The sequence below is a fragment of the Achromobacter sp. D10 genome (assembly GCF_035282245.1).
Lineage (GTDB): Bacteria > Pseudomonadota > Gammaproteobacteria > Burkholderiales > Burkholderiaceae_B > Achromobacter > Achromobacter insolitus.
Genome location: NZ_JAYJLE010000010.1, coordinates 160,536 through 180,496, shown reverse-complemented (window position 1 = coordinate 180,496; position 19,961 = coordinate 160,536). Strand labels below are relative to the sequence as shown.

Sequence of the window (19,961 nt, the reverse complement as noted above, 5' to 3'; positions counted from 1 at the left end):
TTTACCAATCAGCCCTTTACCAACCCGCCGTCGACGATCAGGTTCTGGCCCGTCACCGCGCGCGACCAGGGGCTGGCGAAGAACAGCACGGCGTCGGCGAATTGCTCGGGCGTCGTGACTTCGCGCAGCGGCGTGCCCGTGGCAATCATGTCGAAAACCACGTCAGGGGTTGCCGCGGAGGCGTCGGTGGTGCGCAGCAAGCCGCCCGACACCATGTTCACGGTGATACCGTCCGCGCCCAGTTCGTGCGACAGCGTCCGTGTGAAAGCCAGTAGCGCGGCCTTGGCCGCCGTGTAGTCGTGGTATGGCACCACCGGATTCTGGACCAGATTGGTGCCCACATTGATGATGCGTCCATAGCCCGCGGCGCGCATGGCGGGCAAAGCGGCCTGAGTGGTGTTGAGCGCGGCGCGCACGCTGCCTTCCAGCTGCGCATTCATATGCGTCCAGTCCAACGTGTCGGCGTGCGGTCGAGCGTCGCCATTGAACTGGAAGGCGGGCAGGGCGTTATTGACGACCGTGCCCACGGGCTGGCCGAAGTGTGCGCTGGCTTGGGCGAACATGGCGGCGACGGCAGCAGGGTCGCGCACGTCCGCCTGTACCGCCAGGGCGCGTTCGGGCGCCGTCGCCGCCAGGGCTTGCGCGCGGTCGGCGCTGTTCAGATAGTTGATGACCACCTTGGCGCCCTCGCGCAGGAAGGCGCGCGCAATGGCTGCGCCCAGGCCGCGGCTGGCGCCGGTGACGATGACGAGTTGCTGGTCCAGGTTCAGGGATGGGCGTTGCGATGACATGTTCAAAAGGCTTCCTGCTTAATGTTCCGAGCCGCTGTTCAGCATGCGGCTGCGGGCTTTTTCGATATGGGCGCGCATGACATTGCGCGCGCCCTCGGCATCCTGTTCCCGGATGAGCCGATAGATGTGGCGGTGTTCCTCGATGGCGGCGCGGGTGCGCTTCCAGGGCTGGCTGTGGACCAGATGGCGCATGACGTTGACGGCGTGGCTGACGTCGTACTCCAACGATTTCAGCACTTGCACGAAGCGCTGGTTGCTGGTGGCGGCCGCAATGGCGCGATGAAAGCCGTAGTCGTGATGGTGGGCGATGGCGCCTGAGGCATCGGCCTCTTCGTAGCCGGTCAGCATGCGGTCCATTTCGCGCAAGTCTTCGTCGGTACGGCGCAGGGCGGCCAGGAAGGCGCATTCGGGTTCGATCACCATGCGCAGCTCCAGGCCTTCCAGGATGTGGCCGACGCGGCGCGCGGGGTCCACCGCGGGCATGCCGCCCATCAGTTCCGGCTTGGCGCGCACATAGGTACCCGAGCCGCGGATGGAATCTACCAATTGGTCCTCGCGCAACCGGTCCAGGGCCTGCCGCACGACGGGCCGCGACACCTCGAACAGCGCGGCGAGTTCAAGCTCGGTGGGCAGCTTGTTGCCGGGCGCGATCTTGCCGGTGGCGATGGCATAGAAGAGGCTTTCGTAGACGCGTTCGGCAAAGCGTTCGGCGCGCACATAGCCCAGGCCCGACGCCACTTCCGCCAGCACGTCCAATTCGGGACGGGGGCGGTTCACGGCTTCCAGCAGCGATTCAAGCTGCGGATCACGCACATTGCTCATCGGCGCTCCTACTCATTTAGCCGGGCTTGTCAGTCGCCATGACAAATCCGGGGTGGCGCGGGGTGGCAGTAAGCCCGCTGAATTATTAGGGATTACCCCAGGTCGTTGGAAAATATCCTGACTCTTGGGACAAAAGCTGTCAATCCAATTGACAAGTTGCGGGCCGCTCCCGTACCTTGGCTCGATACCAAAACGCGACTCGCGCGACACCGCGAGCGGCGCGGTTGCGGCCCCGGGCCGGCAGCCACGCCTGGAGACGAATCCATCCCGCAACCGGCCGTCCGGCCGCTACTTTACTCCGCACATCGTGACTCAGAAGAACTTTATCGCCAACCAATGGGTGGCCGCCGCCACCGGTGAAACCATTCCCGTCCTGAACCCGTCCGATGGCAAGCCCTTCGAGGCGATCGCCCGCTCGGGCGCCGCGGATGTGGACCGCGCCGTCACTGCAGCGCGGGAAGCGTTTGAGGGCGAGTGGGGCCAGATGGCCCCCGCCGCGCGCAGCCGCCTGTTGATGCGCATCGCCTTCGCGCTGCTGGACCGCCAGGAAGAGCTGGCGCAGCTGGAGTCGGCCGACACGGGCAAGCCCATCAAGCAGGCTCGCGCCGACGCCGCCGCCGTGGCCCGCTACTTCGAGTTCTATGCCGGCGCGGTCGACAAGCTGCACGGCGAAACCATCCCCTACACCCCCGGCTTCACCGTGCTGACGGTGCGCGAGGCGCACGGCGTCACCGGCCACATCGTGCCGTGGAACTACCCCTTGCAGATCTTCGGCCGCAGCGTGGGCGCGGCGCTGGCCGCGGGCAACGCATGCGTGGTCAAGCCGGCGGAGGATGCCTGCCTGTCGCTCTTGAAGCTGGCGGAAATCGCCTCTGACGCGGGCCTGCCCGCCGGCGCCCTGAACATCTGCACGGGCTATGGCCATGAAGCCGGCGCGGCGCTGTCCGCCCATCCGGGCATCGACCACATCTCCTTCACTGGCTCCCCGCAAACGGGCAAGATGGTGGCGCACGCCGCCGCGGAAAACCACGTGCCGGTAACGTTGGAGCTGGGCGGCAAGTCGCCCCAGATCGTGTTCGACGATGCCGACCTGGACGCCGCCATGCCTGTGCTGCTGGCCGCCATCATCCAGAATGCCGGCCAGACCTGCTCGGCCGGGAGCCGTGTGCTGATCCAGCGCGGCGTATACGAGACCGTGCTCAAGCGCCTGTCCGACGCATTCTCGGCCACTGTCACCGGTCCGGCCGCGGCCGATCTGGACGTGGGTCCGCTGATCAACGCCCGCCAACAGGACCGCGTGCGCGGTTTCCTGGCGGAAGCCGAGGCCGACGGCCTGAAGGTTGCGGCGCGCGGCAAGCTCAAGGAAGGCACGCCCGAGGCCGGCTTCTACCAGCCGCCCGTGCTGTTCCGCGACGTCCCGCCCAACAGCCGCCTGGCGCAGGAAGAAGTCTTCGGCCCCGTGCTGGCCGCCATGGTGTTCGACACCGAGGAAGAGGCGCTGGAAATCGCCAACGGCACGCTGTATGGCCTGGTGGCTGGCGTCTGGACCCGCGACGGCGGCCGTCAATTGCGCCTGGCGCGCAAGCTGCGCGCCGGCCAGGTGTTCGTCAACAACTACGGCGCCGGCGGCGGCGTGGAACTGCCCTTCGGCGGTTCGCGCCAATCGGGCTACGGCCGCGAGAAGGGCTTTGAAGCGCTGTATGGCTTTACCACCCTGAAGACGATCGCCATCCGCCACTGATCCTGGCGCGCGGGTCGCGCGGCCCCTGGCAAAATATCGGTTAACGTTGATGTTTTGCTTCAGGGGCGCGCCGCCCCGCATTCAGGATCCGTATGTTCACCGGTATTGTTCAAGGCACCGCGAAGATCGCCAAGATCGCGGATCGCGAAGGCCTGCGCACTTTCACTCTGGATTTCCCCCCTGGTTTCTGCGTGGACCTGGCCATTGGCGCCAGCGTGTCGACGGATGGCGTTTGCCTGACTGTCACCGAGATCCTGTCCGAGAACCAGGCGACCTTCGACGTCATGCTGCAAAGCCTGGCCATTACCACCCTGGGCAGCTACCACGAGGGCGACCGCGCCAACGTGGAACGCGCCGCCAAGGACGGCGCCGAGATCGGCGGCCATCCCTTGTCCGGCCATGTCGATTTCACGTCCGAAGTGGTGATGGTGAAGTCCTCGGATACCAACCGACTGATGCGCTTCAGCATTCCGGAGGCTTTCCGCAAGTACGTGTTCGCCAAGGGCTATATCGCCATCAATGGCGCCAGCCTCACCGTGTCGGAAGTCAATCGCGCCGAAGGCTGGTTCGAGGTCTGGCTGATTCCCGAAACCCGCCGCATGACGGTGTTCGAAGACAAACAGGTGGGCGATTTCGTCAATATCGAGATCGAGCGCAGCACGCAGGTGGTGGTTGATACCGTGCGCGAAACGGTCCAGGAAAGCCTGGGCAAGCTGCAGCCGCTGCTGGAAGCCATCCTGAAGGAAAAGGGCCTGACGCTGGAGGATTTCGTCAGCCCGCAACCCAAGCTCAAGTAAGCCGCCGCGCCCAAAGGGGCGGCGCGCCGCCCGTCAGCCGGAAAGCCGTGCCGATGTCAGGTCGGTCAGCACGCCGTTTTCCAGCGCGACCATCGTCAACCTGTCCACCGAGCCGCGGATTTCCAGCCCGCCCTGGTTCAGTTCGTCGCACAGCGATTTCATCAGCGCGCGGTTGGTGGAAGACCCAATGGTGATGTGCGGCACATAGGGAATGTCCAGGCGCAGGGTCGGCGCAAGCACCTGGCGGTACAAGGCATCGTGCAGGCGCGACAGCGAGCTGTAGCCTTCGTCGGGAACCAGGTACGCATATGCGTGCGCCGCGTCCGCGCCCAGCATGGCGTAGCGGCATGCGAAGCTGATAGGACCTTGCTTGCGGGCCACTTCTTCAAGGTGCAGCAAATAGGCCTGTTCGTCGATGCCGGCGCAACCAAACGCCATCGTGAAATGCGCTTTGGCCAGCGGGTGCTGGCCATCATGCTGCCGCCGGAATTCTTCGATGAACTCGGAGTCCGGCGCGCCGAGGCAGGGGTAGGCAAGTGTGAAGAGCTTCTTCATGCCGCCAGTCTGCCACCGCAACGCCCGAAAGCCAAACCGCGGCGGCGCGCGGTTTGGCTGGACTCAATAGGAGAACGGCTTGCCTTGCGGACGCACGCGGATTCCCGGTTGCAGCCGGGTCCAGGGAAGGTCGGCCGGATCGGCCTGCATGGGGCCGGGCGCCTTGGCCACCAGGACCTCATGGGCGATGGGCTGGAAATCCGCGCGGAAGTGCACCGAACTCTTCACGACCAGTATCGCCATTTCTTCGGGCTGCACCCCGCCCACGCGGAACAGGTTGCGGTCCAGCATCTGCGATTTGGTGGCGCTGACCACTACCCGCACGCCGCCGATGCGCAGGCCCGCCACCGCTTCCAGATCCACGTCCATGCCGTTCATCATCGGCCCGTCAAAGCGCAGCTTGCCAGGTGACAGCGTTTCCACCTCGAACTCGCCCTCGAAAGCCGAGTCGCCCGCCACGCCCGACTGGCCGCCCAGGCGTAGCCGCAGCTTGCTGCCGACCCCGGCCGCGCGGGCCTGGCGCACCGCTTCCGGGTCGTAGAACAGCCCCAGGGCGGCGTTCTGGGCATTGGCTTGCACCAGGGCGCGCAGCATCCCCGTGGTGTTGGCGTCGCCGCCGGCGCCCGGATTGTCCTGTGTGTCGGCGATGACGACGGGACGCGACGCGCCCGCCGCCAGCGCCTGCGCGCGCCGCACGGCTTCGGCGGGTTCGAGGAAGTCGGGCGACCATTGCGGTTCCAGTTCCAGCACGCGCTGATACAGGGTTTCGGTCACGCTTTCGACCGCCGCCGCATCCGTCCCGTAGGCCCACACTACCGGACCGCATTCGGGGAAGTCCGCCGCCGGAAAGCCGGGAGCGAACGAGATGGAGGCGACGCCCGGCGTTTGCTCCAGCCGCTCGAGCAGTTCATACACGCCTTGCGAGGGTTGCAGCATCGTGCACATGCCGTTGATCGGAATCAGGAACGGCAGGCGGCGCTGGCTGCGGCGCCAGTGGTCGCCGGCTGCGATGCGCGCCTGCAGCAGACGCGCCGCGTGCTCGCCGGTCGCGGCCATGTCCACGTGCGGGTAGGTGCGGAACGCGGCCAGCCCATCGGCTTCCTGGAGCATCTGCGCGGTGACGTTGGCGTGCAGGTCCAGGCTGGCGATCACGGGTACATCGGGGCCGACGATCTGGCGCATGCGCGCCAGCAGTTCGCCTTCGCCGTCGTCCACGTGTTCGGCGACCATGGCGCCGTGCAGGTCGAGGTAGACCGCATCGTAGGAGCCACTGCGGGCTGCTTCCAGGATTTCGCCGGCGATCCGTTCGTAGGCATCGCGGGTGACGTGCGCCGAGGGGCTCGCGCCCGCCCAGATGACGGTTTCCACCGTATGGCCTTCGGCCAGCACCGCGTTGATGAAGCCGCCCGCGGGAATGTTGACCTCGCGCAGCGCCAGCATGTCCTTGCCGCGCACCATGGCCGGAAAGCCTTCGCCTCGCACGAAGTTTTCATAGCCGGCCTTCGAGGGCGCGAAGGTGTTGGTTTCATGCTGGAAGCCAGCAACCAGAATATGCATGATCGTTTCCTGTGGGTGGGGACTTCAGGCGCGGGCGGGCGCGGAACGGGGCGGACGATTGACCAGCAGGAGCAAGGCTCCCGCCACCAGCAAGGCGGAAATCACATACAGGCCGCCTGCCAGCGTGCCGGTGGCCTCCTTGGACCAGCCGATGATCGACGGGCTGAGGAATCCGCCCAGCAGGCCGATGCTGTTGATGAGGGCGATGCCGCCGGCCGCAGCCTCTCCTTTCAGGTATTGCGAAGGAATCGCCCAGAATACCGTGTAAGAGGCCCACATGAAGCCCGTGGCCAGTGTGATGGCCGTCAGGGATAGCGCGAATTGCGTCGGCGCCGCGGTAGCGATGCACAGGGACACGCCGGCAAGCAGAGCGGGCACCAGCGTGTGCCAGCGCCGTTCCTGCATGCGGTCGGAGCTGTGTGCAAACCACAGCATGAAGATGGCCGCCGCGATGTACGGGATGGCGGAGTACAGGCCGATCTCCATGGTGTCCTGCACGCCCGCCAGCTTGAGCAGCGTGGGCAGCCAGAAGCTGACGGCATAAATGCCGCAGATCAGACAGAAGTACGTCAGGGCCATGCCGTAGATGACGGGGTCGCGCAGTACCTGCTTGAAGGCATGCTTCTGGTGCGTGCCCCGGGTCTCCAGGTCGGCCGCCAGCAGCGCCTTTTCCTCGGCGCTGAGCCAGCGTGCCTCGGTGGGCTTGTCATCCAGGTAGCGGTAGGCGATCACACCCAGCAGCACACAGGGCAAGCCTTCCAGCAGGAACATCCACTGCCAGCCGTCCAGGCCGTGCGCGCCAGAGAACGCGGTCATGATCCAGGCCGACACGGGGCCGCCGACGATACCGCCGATCGGACCCGCCAGCATCACCACCGCCATGACGCCGGCCATGCGCGACTGCGAGTACCAGTAGGTCAGGTAGAAAATCATGCCGGGCGCGAAGCCGGCTTCGAAGACCCCCAGCATGAAGCGCAGGACGTAGAAGCTCCATTCCCCCTGCACGAACAGCATCGAGGCCGAGGTCAGACCCCACAGCACCATGATGCGGCTGATCGTGCGGCGCGCGCCGATGCGGGTCAGCAGCAGATTGCTGGGCACTTCGAAGAGCACGTAGCCGAGGAAGAAGATGCCGGCGCCCAGGCCGTAGACGGCGTCGGAAATCCCGATGTCTTGCTGCATCTGCAGTTTGGCGAAGCCGATGTTGATGCGGTCCAAGTAGGCGAACACGTAGCAAAGCAGCAAGAAGGGCAGCAGGCGCCACGTGATCTTGCGGTATAGCGGTGCCAGGCGCGGGTCCGCGCCCGGCGTGGTCGGATGTGGCATTGCAATGTCTCCTCGCGCGGGTCTGGCGCCCGCGGTTGCTGGGGTTGGCGCTGGCAGCCCGATGGCTGCCGGGCCGCCATTATTGGAAGACTGCGGCGTTCCGAACAATGACCAGGGTGATAAATTATCGTTGCCCTATAGGCAACGCTGGGTTCATCTTCAACCGGCGCCGACGAGCGCCCCAGGAACGCGGGATATGCAGGACATCAGCCAGGTTCGCCTGAAGTACTTCAACGAGGTCATGGCCTGCGGCTCGATACGAGGCGCCGCGGACAAGCTGGATACGGCGGCCTCCGTCATCAGTCGGCAGATACAGCTGCTTGAAAAAGAGCTGGGCGTGCAGCTGTTCGAGCGGCGTTCGCGCGGGCTGACGCCCACCGAGGCGGCCGACATGCTGCTGGAATACCACCGCGGGTGCCGCGCCCAGCAGGAGCATCTGAACGCGCGCCTGCAGGAATTGCGCGGCATGCAGCGCGGCAATGTGCAGCTGATGATCAGCGAGGGGTTCATCGACGGCCTGATGGAGCACGTGATGGGGCCGTTCTGCATCGAGTATCCGCAGATCAACATCAGCGTCAATGTGGGCTCTGTGAACGAAGTGGTCGAAGCGGTGGCGACGGATGCAGCCCACATCGGGTTGGCCTACAACCCGCCGGTGGACCCGCGGCTGCGCTGTCGCGCCAGCCGCAAGCATCCGGTGTGCCTGCTGGCAGGCCGAGGCCACGCCCTGGCCTCGCGGCGAGACCCGCTGACCATCGCGGACATCCTGCCGTATCCCTTCGCCCTGATGTCCGCGCCCTATGGCTTGCGCCAGGCGGTGGACCTGCTGGAATTCACGGAGCGCATACACCTGACGCCCAGCCTCACCACCAATTCGTTGCGCGTGCTCAAGCAGTATGCGATGACGGGGGCTGGCGTGACCTTGATGCCCAACCTGGGCGTGCACCATGAACTGGCAAGCGGCGAGCTGGTAGCGCTGCCCATCGCGCATCCGATCTTGAGCGCGCCTGAATGCCAGATGCTGCTGCGGCTGGGCCGTCCGCTGTCGTCCGCCGCGAACGAAGTGGCGCGGCGGATCGAGTTGCGCCTGCCGGCGTTTGCCGGCTCCTGAGACGAGCGGCGTTCAGAACGAGGCCCAGTCGGGATCTTCGGCTTTGCCCGCGGTAGCTGCGCTCAGGGCTGGCGTGGCTGCGCGCGGGCTGCGGGCCGGGCGCTCACTGGCGGCGGATTTGGCCGGGGCGGCGTGGTGTAACGCCGCAGAGGTGGATCTGCCCACTTGTTGCGCGGACACATCGATGACGTCCGAGGCGTTGATCTTGAAGATGCTGACCGCCTTGCGCAGCCCCTCCGCCTGCTCTTCCAGCGACCCGGAGGCCGCTGCGGCCTGTTCGACCAGTGCGGCGTTCTGCTGGGTGACTTCGTCCATCTGCGAGACCGCGCGGTTGACTTGTTCGATACCGGTGGCCTGTTCTTCGGATGCGGCGCTGATTTCGCCCATGATGTCGGCCACGCGGCTTACGGATGAGACGATGTCCTGCATGGTGGAGCCGGCCTGCTCCACCTGGCCGGACCCCGCTTCGACGGCGGTGGCGGCATCGGTGATCAGCAATTTGATTTCCTTGGCGGCCTGGGCGCTGCTTTGCGCCAGCGACCGCACCTCGCCTGCGACCACGGCGAAGCCCTTGCCCTGGTCGCCCGCGCGGGCGGCTTCCACGGCGGCGTTCAAGGCCAGGATGTTGGTCTGGAAGGCAATGCCGTCGATCACCGAGACGATTTCCACGATCTTGCCCGAGCTGGTGGTGATGCCTTGCATGGTGCGCACGACTTCCGCCACGGCGGCGCTGCCGCGCTGCGCCACGTCGGAGGCGGTGGCTGCGAGTTGGTTCGCCTGGCGCGCGTTGTCCGCGTTTTGCTTGACCGTGGCTGCCAGTTCTTCCATGGAGGCGGCGGTTTCCTCCAGGGAGGCGGCCTGTTGTTCGGTGCGGCTGGACAGGTCCTGGTTGCCGGCGGCGATCTGGTGCGCGCCCACGGTGATTTCTTCCACGCCGCGATGGACTGCGGACACGGTGCGGGTCAGGCTTTCCTGCATGCGCTTGATGGACGCGAACATCTGTCCGATTTCGTTGCTGTTGCGAACGTCGACGCGGCCGGTGAAATCGCCTTCGGCGATTTTCTCGAAGCAGGCGCCGGCTTCCTGCAGGGGGCGCAAGACCACGCCGCGCATGAACAGCCAGGCCAGCAGTGTCAGGCCCAGGGAAATCGCAATCATGGTGAGGACCACCGTGCGGGCGCGTTTGTAGTCGACCTGGGCATCATCGACCATGGTGGTGGTCGCCTTGTCGAGGAAATCCAGGAACCGCATGGCCGCGGCGTTGAAGGTGAGGGTGACGCTGCGCGAGTCCGCTTCCAGCGAGCGGTAGGCCTCCAGATCGCGGAGCGTGAGCGCGCGTATTTGCGCATTGGTCACGTCGCGGTAGCTTTTCGTGGCTTTTTCAAGTTCGGCAACCAGGCTGTCGGTGCCTTCCAGATGGGGATCCCGGATGAAGGCATCCAGCCGGGCATTGGCATCGGACTGGAGATCGATCGAGGCTTTCAGTTCGTCAGCCGCGTCCTTGTGGTGCTGTTGTTCCAGGTCCATGAAACTGTTGGCGAGCAGCACGCGCGCGCGCAGCAACAGCAGGTAGGCGTTGTTGAGCTCGGTGGCCTGTAGCGAGTAGGCGTCGTTGACGTGGGCCAGGTTGCGGTTGCTGGTGCTGAGGCTCAGCCACGAGGTGCCGTTGGACACCAGCATGGTGCCGGACAACAGGAAGAGCAGTGCGAGTATGCAGGTGCGCACTTTCAAGTCTCGGAGCATTACGTTTCGTTATGGAAAAACAGACGCCGGTGGCGTCTGCGCGGGAATGCTGGCGGCGTGCCGGCAGCGGGTCAGGTATGGGGACGGGGGCGCACCTTTTCCCAGATGTCGGCTGGAATAAGGGAGGCGAGCCACGCTTCGCGCTGTTGCAGGATGTCGTCGCCTTGGGGCGTGCCGAGAGCCTGGACGAAATCGCCTTCGATGGAGCCGCAGAGCGATTGCTCGATATGGGATTGCAGTTCGGGCACGCGGTAGAGCGCGGCGTGCACGCCGATCATTACGGTGCGCAGGGCTTCCAGCTGCGCATGGCTGAGAGCGACGGCGTGAGCCAGCTTGTGCACAGTGTCTGCCAGAGTCAGTAGAAGATCCCGTTCCTTGAGTTCCATGGCGTCAGCCCTCCTCATGCGTGCGGCCGGCGCCGGAACGGGAACGCCTGAAGCTCGTAACTAGTAAAAAATAGCGAATATTGGAAACATGATGCGTCATCGCTCCCAGTAGAGCGATAGGACATTTCCGAAAGAGGGGGGAGACACTGCGAATAAAATAGATACACGTTTGGAGGTATCTATGTCGGTCATTTCCGATATCAAAATCCGCCCGCTGGAGCGCGGCGACCTGCACTTCGTGCACAAGATCAACAACAACGACGTCATCATGCGTTATTGGTTCGAAGAGCCTTACGAGGCCTACGACGAACTCGTTGCCCTGTATGACCGCCACTTGCATGACCAGAACGAGCGGCGTTTCATCATCGAGCATGACACCGGCCAGCCGGCAGGCCTGGTCGAATTGGTGGAAATCGATTACATCCACCGTCGCGCCGAGTTCCAGATCATCATCGCGCCCAGCTACCAGGGCCGTGGCTACGCCAAGGCGGCGACCCGCATTGCGGTTGGCTACGCATTTCGCGTGCTGAACCTGCATAAGGTCTATCTGGTGGTGGACAAGGACAACACCGCGGCCGTGCATATCTACGAACGCTGCGGCTTCCAGATCGAAGGCCTGCTGAAGGAAGAGTTCTTCTCCAACGGCGCCTACCGCGATGCCTATCGCATGGCCTTGCTGCAGCGCGACCATCTGCGTGATGTGGGGCCTGGTGCCCCGGATGCGCCGGTGCTGCGCGACTGGCCGCAAGAAGAACAGGCCGGCTGAGGCCGGCGCGCTGCCTGCGCCGCAAGGGCGCAGGCTTCTCGGGTGTCAGTGGGCGGCAGGCGCCGCCCGCAGCAACCGCAGACCGTTGGCCACCACCAGCAGGCTTGCGCCTACGTCGGCGAAGACGGCCATCCACAGCGTGGCGTTGCCGGTCATGGCCAGGGCCAGGAACACGGCCTTGATGCCCAGCGCCAACACAATGTTCTGTACCAGCACGCGGTGTGTGGCGCGCGACAGCCGCAGGAAGGTGCCGATCTTGCGCAGGTCGTCGTCCATCAGGGCCACGTCGGCCGTTTCGATGGCAGTGCCGGTGCCCGCCGCGCCCATGGCGAAGCCGATGTCGGCGCGGGCCAGGGCGGGCGCGTCATTGATGCCGTCGCCCACCATGCCCACGCGGCCGCCCGCCGCCAGCTTGCTTTCGATGGCGGCCAGCTTGTCTTCGGGCAGTTGATCGCCGCGCGCTTCGTCGATGCCGACTTGTTGCGCAATGGCCTGCGCCGTGGGCGTGTTGTCGCCCGTCAGCATCAGCGTGCGCACGCCCAGCGCATGCAGGTCGGCGATGGCGGTGGCGCTGGTCGGCTTGACGGTGTCGGCCACGGCGGCCACGGCCAGCACGCGGCTGCCGTCACTCAAGGCGATGGCGCTCTTGCCCTGGCGTTCCAGCTCGTCCAGGCGCGCTTCCAGCTTGGGGCTGGACACGCCCAGCTCGCGCATCAGCCGGCGGTTGCCCAGCTGGAAGGTCACGCCGTCCAGTGCCGCGCTGACGCCGCGGCCGGGCAGGGCGGTGAATTCCTGCACGTCCAGCAATGCCGCGCCGGTGTCGCGCGCGGCATTGGCCACGGCCAGCGATACGGGGTGGTCGGAACGCGCCGCCAGGCTCGCCGCGACCAGCGCGGCCGGATGGCGGGTCTGGTCGGACACGTCCCAATCCTGGATGTCGGTCTGCACCGGCTTGCCATGCGTGAGCGTGCCGGTCTTGTCCAGCGCCAGCCATTTCAGGTTGCGGCCTTCTTCGAGGTACACGCCGCCCTTGACCAGGATGCCGCGGCGCGACGCGGCGGTCAGTCCGCTGACGATGCTGACCGGCGTGGAAATGACCAGGGCGCAGGGGCAGGCGATGATCAGCAGCGCCAGGGCGCGGTAGATGGCGTCGAACCAGGGCTGGTCCCACAGCAGGGGCGGCAGCACCGCCACCAGCAGCGCGATGCCCACCACGGCGGGCGTATAGATGCGGGAAAAGCGGTCGATGAAGCGCTGCGTGGGCGCCCGGGCGCCTTGGGCCTGTTCGACGGCATGGATAATGCGCGCCAGCGTGGTGTTTCCCGCTGCCGCGGTGACCCGGTACTCGAAGGAGCCTGCCGCGTTCACCGTGGCCGCGTAGACCGGATCGTCCTGCGTTTTTTCCACCGGCAGGCTTTCGCCCGTGATGGGGGACTGGTCCACGGCAGAGCTGCCGCTGACGATGATGCCGTCGGCGGCGATGCGCTCGCCCGGGCGCACTCGGACGATGTCACCCGCTTGCAGGTTGGCGGCGGGCACTTCCAGCCATTGGCCATTTGCCTGCTGCACGGTGGCCGTTTCCGGCGCCAGGTCCAGCAGTCCGCGCACGGCATTGCGTGCCCGGTCGAGGGAACGGGCTTCGATCAGTTCGGCCACGTTGAACAGGAACATCACCATGGCCGCTTCGGGCCATTGTCCGATCAGCACGGCGCCGGTGACGGCGATGCTCATCAGGGCATTGATGTTGAGGTTGCCGTTGCGCACGGCGATCCAGCCCTTGCGGTAGGTGCTGACGCCGCAGGCCAGGATGGCGGCCACCGCCAGGGCTGCGGTGACGCCTAGCGGCCAGCCCGCGAAGTGGGACAGTTCCGACAGCGCGGCCAGGACGCCCGCGCCTCCGATGAGCCACCAGTTCACGGGCTTCGCGGCGGGAGCGGGCGTGCCGGGAACACTATCGGCCAGGGGCTCGGGTGTCATGTCCAGCGATTTGATAGCGGCCATGATGCGGTCCAGCGCACCTTCGGCGTGCACCACCGTCAGGACGCGCTGCATCAGGTTGAAGTCCAGCGCATGCACGCCGTCCAGGTTGTCCAGCTTTTTGCGGATCAGCGTTTCCTCGGTGGGGCAGTCCATCTGGCCGATGCGCAGGCGTGCCAGCGCCTGGCCGGGGCCGGCGGTGAGCGTGGCCGCGCCGGAACCGGAAATGCTGAAGGGCTGGCCGCCTTCGCCGTGGCCGCAGCAGCTTCCGGCGGCGTGGCCGTGGGCATGGGCGTGGGGATGATCGTGACCGTGGGCCGTGTGGTCGTGGCCGGCGTGATCGTGGCTGGCGTGAGCGTGTGCGTCGTGATGGTGGTGGCTGCCATTGTCATGCGCGGCATGGTCGTGGCCGGCGTGAACTCGTTCGTTCTCGGCAGGCGCGCCGCAGGTGTCGTGCGCGCAGCAGGCGCCGTCTTGCCCGTCGGGCATATGTTCGTGTTTTTTGACCGGAGGTAAAGACATCGTCCTCTGCCTTGAAATAAGGTGGTGTAGCTATTCCACACCTTGGAGTTACTATAGGGTCAACCCCCTATATCAATCGGATGCGATCCGGGAGGCAGCGATGCGTATCGGCGAATTGGCCACAGCGGCCGGAACCACGGTCGAAACCGTCAGGTATTACGAGAAAGAAGGGCTGTTGCCGGCCCCGGACAGGGGCCTGAACAACTACCGCAGCTATGGACAGGCCCATCTGGAGCGGCTGCGCCTGATCCGCAATTGCCGCGCGCTGGACATGACGCAGGACGAAATCCGGGCCATTTTGTCGCTGGCGGATAACCACCAGAGCGGTTGCGGTCCTATCAATGAGCTTTTCGACGAACACATCTCCCATGTGGACGAGCGCATCGCCGAACTGACCCAGCTCAAGACGCAGTTGACCGACCTGCGCCAGCGCTGCCTGTCGGCGAGGCCCGACACGGAAGACTGCGGCATTCTGCACGGCCTGAGCGAAATGCAGGTCGAAGAGCGCCAGGAGCGGCACACGCACCTGGGCTGAGCATGGCGGATCCGGGGAAAGCCCCTTAACGGCGGCTTCCGCGCCCCCGCACAACCTATTGACGGTAAAAGGGCCTGGAGCAGGCCCTAGGGAAAACCCGCCGCGCCAAACGCGCGGCGGTGTCTTGTTGTGCCTGATCTCAGCATGTAAGATGTCCAACATCCAACAAATAATGGTCAGGCATCCCGGATTCACACCATGGGGGAGCCGGGCAGAGAGGCAGACAAGCATGGATTCCAAGCCATTGGGCAGATTTACCGTTCTGGACCTGACGCGGGTGCGTTCCGGCCCCGCCGCCGTGCGCCAGTTCGCGGATTGGGGCGCCACCGTCATCAAGATAGAAGAGCCGGGCGACGAGCAGGACGACAAGCCGGGCGGCTCCGCCCAGTTCGCGGACTACCAGAACACGCATCGGAACAAGCGCAGCGTCACGCTGAACCTCAAGCATCCGCAGGGCCGGGCGCTGTTTCTGGACCTGGTGCGCCAGGCTGACGTGGTGGTTGAAAACTACCGGCCGAACGTCAAGTTCAAGCTGGGCATCGACTATGAGACGCTGCGCGAGGTCAATCCGCGCATCGTCTACGCCAGCGTCTCCGGCTTCGGGCAGGACGGCCCTTATGCCGGCCGGCCGGGGCTGGATCAGATCGCGCAGGGCATAGGCGGACTGATGTCGGTCACGGGCGAACCCGGCCGTGGACCCATGCGGGCCGGAATTCCGGTGGCGGACCTGACCTCGGGCCTGTTTTGCGCCATAGGCATCTTCATCGCGCTGCTGGAACGCGAGGTGTCGGGGCAGGGCCAGTGGGTGCAGACCTCGCTGCTGCAATCGCAGGTCTGGATGATGGATTTTCAGGCGATGCGCTGGCTCATGAATGGCGAGGTGCCTGGCCAGAGTGGCAACGACCATCCCACCAGCAGCCCGACCGGCGTGTTCCCCACCCGCGACGGCTATATGAATATCGCGGCCATGGGCAACGACATCTACGCGCGGCTGTGCCGCGTGCTGGAACTGCCCGAACTGATCGAGGACGAGCGTTTTCTTTCGGTGCCGCTGCGTGCGCGCAACCGTCCCGCGCTGAACGCGGCGATCGGCGCGCGCACCGCCACCCGGCCCACCGCCGAGTGGATCGCATTGATGAACAAGGAGGGCGTGCCTTGCGGCCCGATCCTGGGCATGGACCAGACCTTCGAGGATCCGCAGGTGCGTCACCTGAAGCTCAGCCGCGAGATCCGGCACCCTGCGCTGGGGGCGATTTCGGTGGTGGGGCAGCCCATGATCCTGAGCCGATCGGCGCCCGGGGAAATGGCCCCCGCGCCGGAGCGCGGCCAGCACAATGGCGACGTGTACGGCGGCATGCTGGGCCTGGCGCCCGCCGACCTGCAACAACTGGCGCGCGAAGGCGTGATTTGAGGGCGACGCCCAGGCACCGAGGATAATATCGCCGCCAAGGCCGCCAGCGTATCCAGCGGCCCAGACGGAGACAGCCCCACATGAACGCCCCATCCAACGCCGCTGCCGACCAGGTCTTTTCCAGCCTGGGACGCCCCGACAACCTGCCGGACGAGATCGCTTCGCAGATCCGCCAGAAGATCGTGCTGCGCGAATTCGAGCCCGGCCAGCGCCTGCCCACGGAGTTCGAGCTGGCGCAGATGTTCGCCGTCAGCCGCAACGTGGTGCGCGAGGCGATCGCGCGGTTGAAGCTGTCCGGTTATGTCGACACGCGGCGTGGCGTCGGTTCCTTTGTGGCGCAGGACGTGGGCACGCGTAATTTCGAGATCGCGCCCGAGGATCTGCTCCAGCCCGAACCGTTGGCGCACATATTCCAGCTGCGGGTCGAACTGGAGTCCGGCGCGGCGGCGCAGGCGGCGCTGCACCGTACCCCCGAACAGATCGAAACCCTGCGCCAGGCCCTGCAACGGGTCGATGCCGCGGGCAATGACTGGCAGGCCGGCGCCGACCATGCGCTGGACTTCCACATGGCCGTGGGCGAGGCCACCAATAACCCGTATTTCGTGCGTCTGCTGGCGCACCTGCGACACGTATTTCGCGGCGCCGTGCGCACGCTGCGCTACACCAGCGCTGGCACCGAGCGCGTGCCTGAGATCGAACGTGAACACCACCGCATCTTCGACGCCATCGTCGCCGGCGACAGCGAGGCCGCGCGCCTTGCCATGCGCGTGCACCTGACCAATGGCATTCAACGGCACCAGACAGTCATACAAGGAAAGCAACCGTGACCATCCAACGCATCCTGCAGGGCGACATCACCGACAACATCGTGGCTGAAAAGCGCGGCGCGATCGGCTGGCTGACATTCAACGATCCGCAGCGCCACAACGCGGTGTCCTTCGCGATGTGGGAAGCGGTGCCGGTCGTGCTGGAAGCTTTTCGCCGGGACCCCGAGATCCGGGCGGTGGTACTGCAGGGCGCGGGCGGCAAGGCGTTCGTCAGCGGCGCGAACATCTCGCAGTTCGACACGCTGCGCAGCGGCGAAGACGCCGTCGTGGAGTATGAGCGCGTGGCGGAAGCGGCGCAGCTGGCGCTGTATGACTACGACAAACCCACGATTGCGTACATCCAGGGCTATTGCATCGGCGGCGGGCTGAACATCGCGCTGTGCTGCGACATCCGCATCGCGTCCGACAACAGCACGTTCGCCATTCCCGCCGGCAAGCTGGGCCTGGGCTACCGCCTGACCGCGATCCGCAACCTGGTGACCGCGGTAGGCCCGGCCAATGCGCTGGAGATCTTCCTGACGGCGGCGCGCTACGACGCGAACCAGGCCAAGGAGCTGGGGCTGATCCGCCGCGCGGCGCCGGCGGACGAGATGCCCCAGGTGCTGGAAACCATGTTGTCCCAGATCCAGGCCAACGCGCCGCTCACGCTGCGGGCTGGCAAGAAGATGATCCGCCAGCTTCAGCAGCTGGGGCCGGAGGTGGACGTGGAGGCCATGCGGCGCCTGGTGTTGCAGTGTTTCGAAAGCAATGACTACCGCGAAGGCCGCAAGGCATTTGCGGAAAAGAGAGCGCCGGTCTTTACCGGCACCTGATCTCCGGCCGCGGGCCGGATTCCCTACGCGGCTTGCAGGTCCGCGCCGATGCCGGCGCGGCCGGGAGAGGCTTTGCGTCCTGAATCCGCGTCCGGACCGGATCAACCCGGCCACCGATCCCATTGCGGACGGCCCGGCCATAGATCGCGCAGCAAGCGCGGCGACGAGGAGACAGACATGAAAGCGGTTCATCTGAGGACAGGCCTGGCGGGCCTGGCGGTGTGGATATGCGCGGGGCCGCTGCACGCGCAGGGCACATATCCCAGCCAGCCGGTGCGCATCGTGGTGGGTTATGCCGCCGGCGGCACCACGGACATCCTGGCGCGGGCGTTGGGCGAGCAGCTGAGCAAGGAGCTGAAGCAGCCTGTCATCATCGAGAACAAAGCCGGCGCCGCGGGCAACATCGCCGCGGCCGCCGTGCAGCAGGCCGCGCCAGACGGCTACACCCTGTTCATGGCCACCGTGTCCAGCCACGGCATCAATCCGGTCGTATACAAGAAGTCGCTGGGCTATGACCCGGTGGGCGGCTTCACGCCGGTCAGCATGATCGCCTCCATCCCTCTGGTGTTGGTCGCCAATCCCAAGCTGCCCGTGGCGTCGGTGGCGGACCTGGTGAAGCTTGCGCGCGAGAAGCCGGGCGATCTGAACTATTCCTCCAGCGGCAACGGCTCGCCCGTACATGTCGCGGGGGCGATGTTCGCCTCCGAGGCCAAGGTGCAGATCCAGCACGTGCCTTACCGGGGCGGCTCGCTGGCCAATTCGTCCGTCATGAGCGGCGAGACGCAGTTCAGCTTCGCTACCTTGCCCGCGGCTTTGCCGCAGGTGCGGGCGGGCAGTCTGCGCGCGCTCGCCGTCACCACGCGGGACCGGTCGGCGGAACTGCCCGATGTGCCCACCGTGGCCGAGGACCCGATGTTCAAGGGCTACGAGATCAACACCTGGAATGCATTGATGGCGCCCAAGGGCACGCCCGATGCAGTGGTGGACGTGCTGAACAAGGCGGTGGCGCGGTCGTTGGCCGTGCCGGCCCTGCAGACCCGCTTCAAGGGCGAGGGCGCGACGCCCGGCGCCAGCAGCCCGGCCGAACTGGGCCAGTTCGTCAACGCGGAGCTTGCGCGCTGGGCGGGCGTCATTAAGGAAGTCGGCATCCAGATTGAATGACCTCTGGCGGCTCGGGGGGATGACGGTCCGCGTCGGCGGAGTGGCGTAATATGAATTGTGTTTCTTTCTCATTGACGCCTGATCCGATGACCACCACCCAGAACGCCAGCCCGACCGCCACCCCGCTGCACGCCCTGAACACGCGCCGTTCCTTCAAGTTTCTCCGTGCCCCGGCGCCCAAGCCCGAGGAACTCGAACAGATCCTGCAGGCGGCCATGTCGGCGCCCGACCATGGCGCCCTGCGTCCATGGCGTTTCGTCGTGATCCAGGGCGAGGCCATCGGCAAGCTGGCCGATCTGGCCTTGGACGCCGTCAAGCGCAGCGGCGATCCGCGCATGACGCCCGAAAAGGAAAAGTCCGTGCGTGAATGGATGGCCGGCGTGCCGCTGTTCATCGCGGTGGCGCAGAAGATCGCGCACGACAACACCAAGATCCCCGAGCAGGAGCAGTTGCTCGCCACCGGCGCGGCCACCATGAATTTGCTGAACGCCGTGCACATGCTGGGTTATGGCGCGTTCTGGAGCACGGGCATCGGCACCTACGTGGAAGATGTGCAGAATGCGTTGGGCCTGGATGCCCTGGATTACCGCTTCCTGGGTTTCCTGGCCATCGGCACCCCGGCTTGCGCCGTGCCGCCGGCCAACCGCCCGGATTATCGCGAGTTCGTCACCGAATGGACCGGTCCGGTCTGATGCGGACATCGCAATCCAAGTGAAAAAACCGGCCATAGGCCGGTTTTTTTATGGAACTTCGCCTAGCGGCGTCCCGGCAACGGCCGGAAGGCCAAGCGCAGCAGCCGTTCCAGGCACCAGCCTGCGAAGTAGAAGAGGGCTAGCGTGGGCAGTCCGATCAGCAGGTAGCCCCCGACCCACGACAGGTCGCCCAGCAGGTGGTCCATGTTCAGGTCATGCAGCAGCGCGAGCTGTAGCGCCAGGGGCAGTTGCAGCAGCACGAATCGTCCCTTGTCGTCGCTGTCGGCCGACAGCGCGCCGGCGACACAGAGGATGACGATGGCGAGATACAGCGCCGCGAACGCGATGCCGGTCCAGCTGAACCATTTCGAGGCGGTCAATCCGGGCACGTCGGTTTCCAGGGAATCAGGGACAGGAAGTATAGAGCGT

Annotated in this window: 19 protein-coding genes; 10 read left to right on the top strand and 9 right to left on the bottom strand. The window is 65.7% G+C overall.

Annotation, left to right across the window (positions count from 1 at the left end; genetic code table 11):
• Positions 1-8: 8 nt before the first annotated feature.
• Entirely contained in the window at positions 9-791 is a 783-nt protein-coding gene (locus tag VCS63_RS22715; protein WP_112967066.1) for a 3-oxoacyl-ACP reductase, read from the bottom strand.
• A gap of 18 nt (positions 792-809) precedes the next feature.
• A complete protein-coding gene (locus VCS63_RS22710) occupies positions 810-1,613 on the bottom strand; it encodes a FadR/GntR family transcriptional regulator (RefSeq protein WP_042793181.1) in 804 nt (267 codons plus the stop codon).
• Between the two features lie 307 nt (positions 1,614-1,920).
• Between VCS63_RS22710 and VCS63_RS22705 the strand changes: the two genes are divergently transcribed.
• Positions 1,921-3,354, top strand: coding sequence for an aldehyde dehydrogenase family protein (locus VCS63_RS22705; RefSeq protein WP_063642612.1), 1,434 nt, complete (start codon positions 1,921-1,923; stop codon positions 3,352-3,354).
• 92 nt (positions 3,355-3,446) lie between these two features.
• A complete protein-coding gene (locus VCS63_RS22700; RefSeq protein WP_063642611.1) occupies positions 3,447-4,151 on the top strand; it encodes a riboflavin synthase in 705 nt (234 codons plus the stop codon).
• Between the two features lie 33 nt (positions 4,152-4,184).
• On the opposite strand, the gene VCS63_RS22695 is transcribed toward VCS63_RS22700, so the two are convergent.
• From VCS63_RS22695 to VCS63_RS22685, 3 genes are all read right to left on the bottom strand, one after another.
• Complete coding sequence (locus VCS63_RS22695) at positions 4,185-4,706, bottom strand: 2'-5' RNA ligase family protein (RefSeq protein ID WP_323881066.1); 522 nt, start codon at positions 4,704-4,706, stop codon at positions 4,185-4,187.
• 63 nt (positions 4,707-4,769) lie between these two features.
• Complete coding sequence (locus tag VCS63_RS22690) at positions 4,770-6,263, bottom strand: M81 family metallopeptidase (RefSeq protein WP_042793183.1); 1,494 nt, start codon at positions 6,261-6,263, stop codon at positions 4,770-4,772.
• Between the two features lie 24 nt (positions 6,264-6,287).
• Positions 6,288-7,589 carry an MFS transporter gene (locus VCS63_RS22685; protein ID WP_175198878.1) on the bottom strand — a complete coding sequence of 434 codons (1,302 nt, stop codon included), beginning with the start codon at positions 7,587-7,589 and terminating at the stop codon, positions 6,288-6,290.
• A gap of 196 nt (positions 7,590-7,785) precedes the next feature.
• On the opposite strand from VCS63_RS22685, the gene VCS63_RS22680 reads away from it, so the two are divergent.
• Complete coding sequence (locus VCS63_RS22680) at positions 7,786-8,700, top strand: LysR family transcriptional regulator (RefSeq protein ID WP_063960371.1); 915 nt, start codon at positions 7,786-7,788, stop codon at positions 8,698-8,700.
• A 12-nt stretch (positions 8,701-8,712) separates the two neighbouring features.
• Here VCS63_RS22680 and VCS63_RS22675 read toward each other — a convergent pair whose 3' ends face one another.
• Both VCS63_RS22675 and VCS63_RS22670 read right to left on the bottom strand, forming a co-directional pair.
• Positions 8,713-10,443, bottom strand: a complete 1,731-nt coding sequence (locus tag VCS63_RS22675) for a methyl-accepting chemotaxis protein (RefSeq protein WP_063642609.1) — start codon at positions 10,441-10,443, stop codon at positions 8,713-8,715.
• 71 nt (positions 10,444-10,514) lie between these two features.
• Entirely contained in the window at positions 10,515-10,829 is a 315-nt protein-coding gene (locus tag VCS63_RS22670) for a hypothetical protein (protein WP_042793185.1), read from the bottom strand.
• A gap of 181 nt (positions 10,830-11,010) precedes the next feature.
• Between VCS63_RS22670 and speG the strand changes: the two genes are divergently transcribed.
• Positions 11,011-11,595, top strand: coding sequence for a spermidine N1-acetyltransferase (gene speG / locus VCS63_RS22665; RefSeq protein WP_042793186.1), 585 nt, complete (start codon positions 11,011-11,013; stop codon positions 11,593-11,595).
• A gap of 45 nt (positions 11,596-11,640) precedes the next feature.
• On the opposite strand, the gene VCS63_RS22660 is transcribed toward speG, so the two are convergent.
• Positions 11,641-14,094, bottom strand: coding sequence for a heavy metal translocating P-type ATPase (locus tag VCS63_RS22660; protein ID WP_416379207.1), 2,454 nt, complete (start codon positions 14,092-14,094; stop codon positions 11,641-11,643).
• A gap of 100 nt (positions 14,095-14,194) precedes the next feature.
• Between VCS63_RS22660 and cadR the strand changes: the two genes are divergently transcribed.
• The 6 genes from cadR to VCS63_RS22630 all read left to right on the top strand — a co-directional run bounded on the left by cadR (position 14,195) and on the right by VCS63_RS22630 (position 19,532).
• Positions 14,195-14,629 carry a Cd(II)/Pb(II)-responsive transcriptional regulator gene (gene cadR, locus VCS63_RS22655; protein WP_042793187.1) on the top strand — a complete coding sequence of 145 codons (435 nt, stop codon included), beginning with the start codon at positions 14,195-14,197 and terminating at the stop codon, positions 14,627-14,629.
• Positions 14,630-14,858: 229 nt separating this feature from the next.
• On the top strand, positions 14,859-16,040 hold the full coding sequence (locus VCS63_RS22650; protein WP_323881065.1) for a CoA transferase: 1,182 nt from the start codon (positions 14,859-14,861) through the stop codon (positions 16,038-16,040).
• 80 nt (positions 16,041-16,120) lie between these two features.
• Positions 16,121-16,867 (top strand): FadR/GntR family transcriptional regulator, encoded by a 747-nt coding sequence (locus tag VCS63_RS22645; protein WP_042793188.1) that lies wholly within the window; start codon positions 16,121-16,123, stop codon positions 16,865-16,867.
• A complete protein-coding gene (locus tag VCS63_RS22640; RefSeq protein WP_323881064.1) occupies positions 16,864-17,679 on the top strand; it encodes an enoyl-CoA hydratase in 816 nt (271 codons plus the stop codon). The genes VCS63_RS22645 and VCS63_RS22640 overlap by 4 nt, the downstream gene beginning before the upstream one ends.
• A gap of 177 nt (positions 17,680-17,856) precedes the next feature.
• The gene (locus VCS63_RS22635; protein ID WP_208025214.1) at positions 17,857-18,840 is read left to right on the top strand and encodes a Bug family tripartite tricarboxylate transporter substrate binding protein; all 984 of its coding nucleotides are present in this window, start codon (positions 17,857-17,859) and stop codon (positions 18,838-18,840) included.
• Positions 18,841-18,926: 86 nt separating this feature from the next.
• The gene (locus VCS63_RS22630; RefSeq protein WP_042793190.1) at positions 18,927-19,532 is read left to right on the top strand and encodes a nitroreductase; all 606 of its coding nucleotides are present in this window, start codon (positions 18,927-18,929) and stop codon (positions 19,530-19,532) included.
• Between the two features lie 62 nt (positions 19,533-19,594).
• Here VCS63_RS22630 and VCS63_RS22625 read toward each other — a convergent pair whose 3' ends face one another.
• Entirely contained in the window at positions 19,595-19,921 is a 327-nt protein-coding gene (locus VCS63_RS22625; protein WP_323881063.1) for a hypothetical protein, read from the bottom strand.
• Positions 19,922-19,961 lie beyond the last annotated feature (40 nt).

Coding starts and splice junctions, on each gene's coding strand:
- VCS63_RS22715 (WP_112967066.1), bottom strand. CDS start 791: ATGTCATCGCAACGCCCATCCCTGAACCTGGACCAGCAACTCGTCATC.
- VCS63_RS22710 (WP_042793181.1), bottom strand. CDS start 1,613: ATGAGCAATGTGCGTGATCCGCAGCTTGAATCGCTGCTGGAAGCCGTG.
- VCS63_RS22700 (WP_063642611.1), top strand. CDS start 3,447: ATGTTCACCGGTATTGTTCAAGGCACCGCGAAGATCGCCAAGATCGCG.
- VCS63_RS22695 (WP_323881066.1), bottom strand. CDS start 4,706: ATGAAGAAGCTCTTCACACTTGCCTACCCCTGCCTCGGCGCGCCGGAC.
- VCS63_RS22690 (WP_042793183.1), bottom strand. CDS start 6,263: ATGCATATTCTGGTTGCTGGCTTCCAGCATGAAACCAACACCTTCGCG.
- VCS63_RS22685 (WP_175198878.1), bottom strand. CDS start 7,589: ATGCCACATCCGACCACGCCGGGCGCGGACCCGCGCCTGGCACCGCTA.
- VCS63_RS22680 (WP_063960371.1), top strand. CDS start 7,786: ATGCAGGACATCAGCCAGGTTCGCCTGAAGTACTTCAACGAGGTCATG.
- VCS63_RS22675 (WP_063642609.1), bottom strand. CDS start 10,443: ATGCTCCGAGACTTGAAAGTGCGCACCTGCATACTCGCACTGCTCTTC.
- VCS63_RS22670 (WP_042793185.1), bottom strand. CDS start 10,829: ATGGAACTCAAGGAACGGGATCTTCTACTGACTCTGGCAGACACTGTG.
- speG (WP_042793186.1), top strand. CDS start 11,011: ATGTCGGTCATTTCCGATATCAAAATCCGCCCGCTGGAGCGCGGCGAC.
- VCS63_RS22660 (WP_416379207.1), bottom strand. CDS start 14,094: ATGTCTTTACCTCCGGTCAAAAAACACGAACATATGCCCGACGGGCAA.
- cadR (WP_042793187.1), top strand. CDS start 14,195: ATGCGTATCGGCGAATTGGCCACAGCGGCCGGAACCACGGTCGAAACC.
- VCS63_RS22650 (WP_323881065.1), top strand. CDS start 14,859: ATGGATTCCAAGCCATTGGGCAGATTTACCGTTCTGGACCTGACGCGG.
- VCS63_RS22645 (WP_042793188.1), top strand. CDS start 16,121: ATGAACGCCCCATCCAACGCCGCTGCCGACCAGGTCTTTTCCAGCCTG.
- VCS63_RS22635 (WP_208025214.1), top strand. CDS start 17,857: ATGAAAGCGGTTCATCTGAGGACAGGCCTGGCGGGCCTGGCGGTGTGG.
- VCS63_RS22630 (WP_042793190.1), top strand. CDS start 18,927: ATGACCACCACCCAGAACGCCAGCCCGACCGCCACCCCGCTGCACGCC.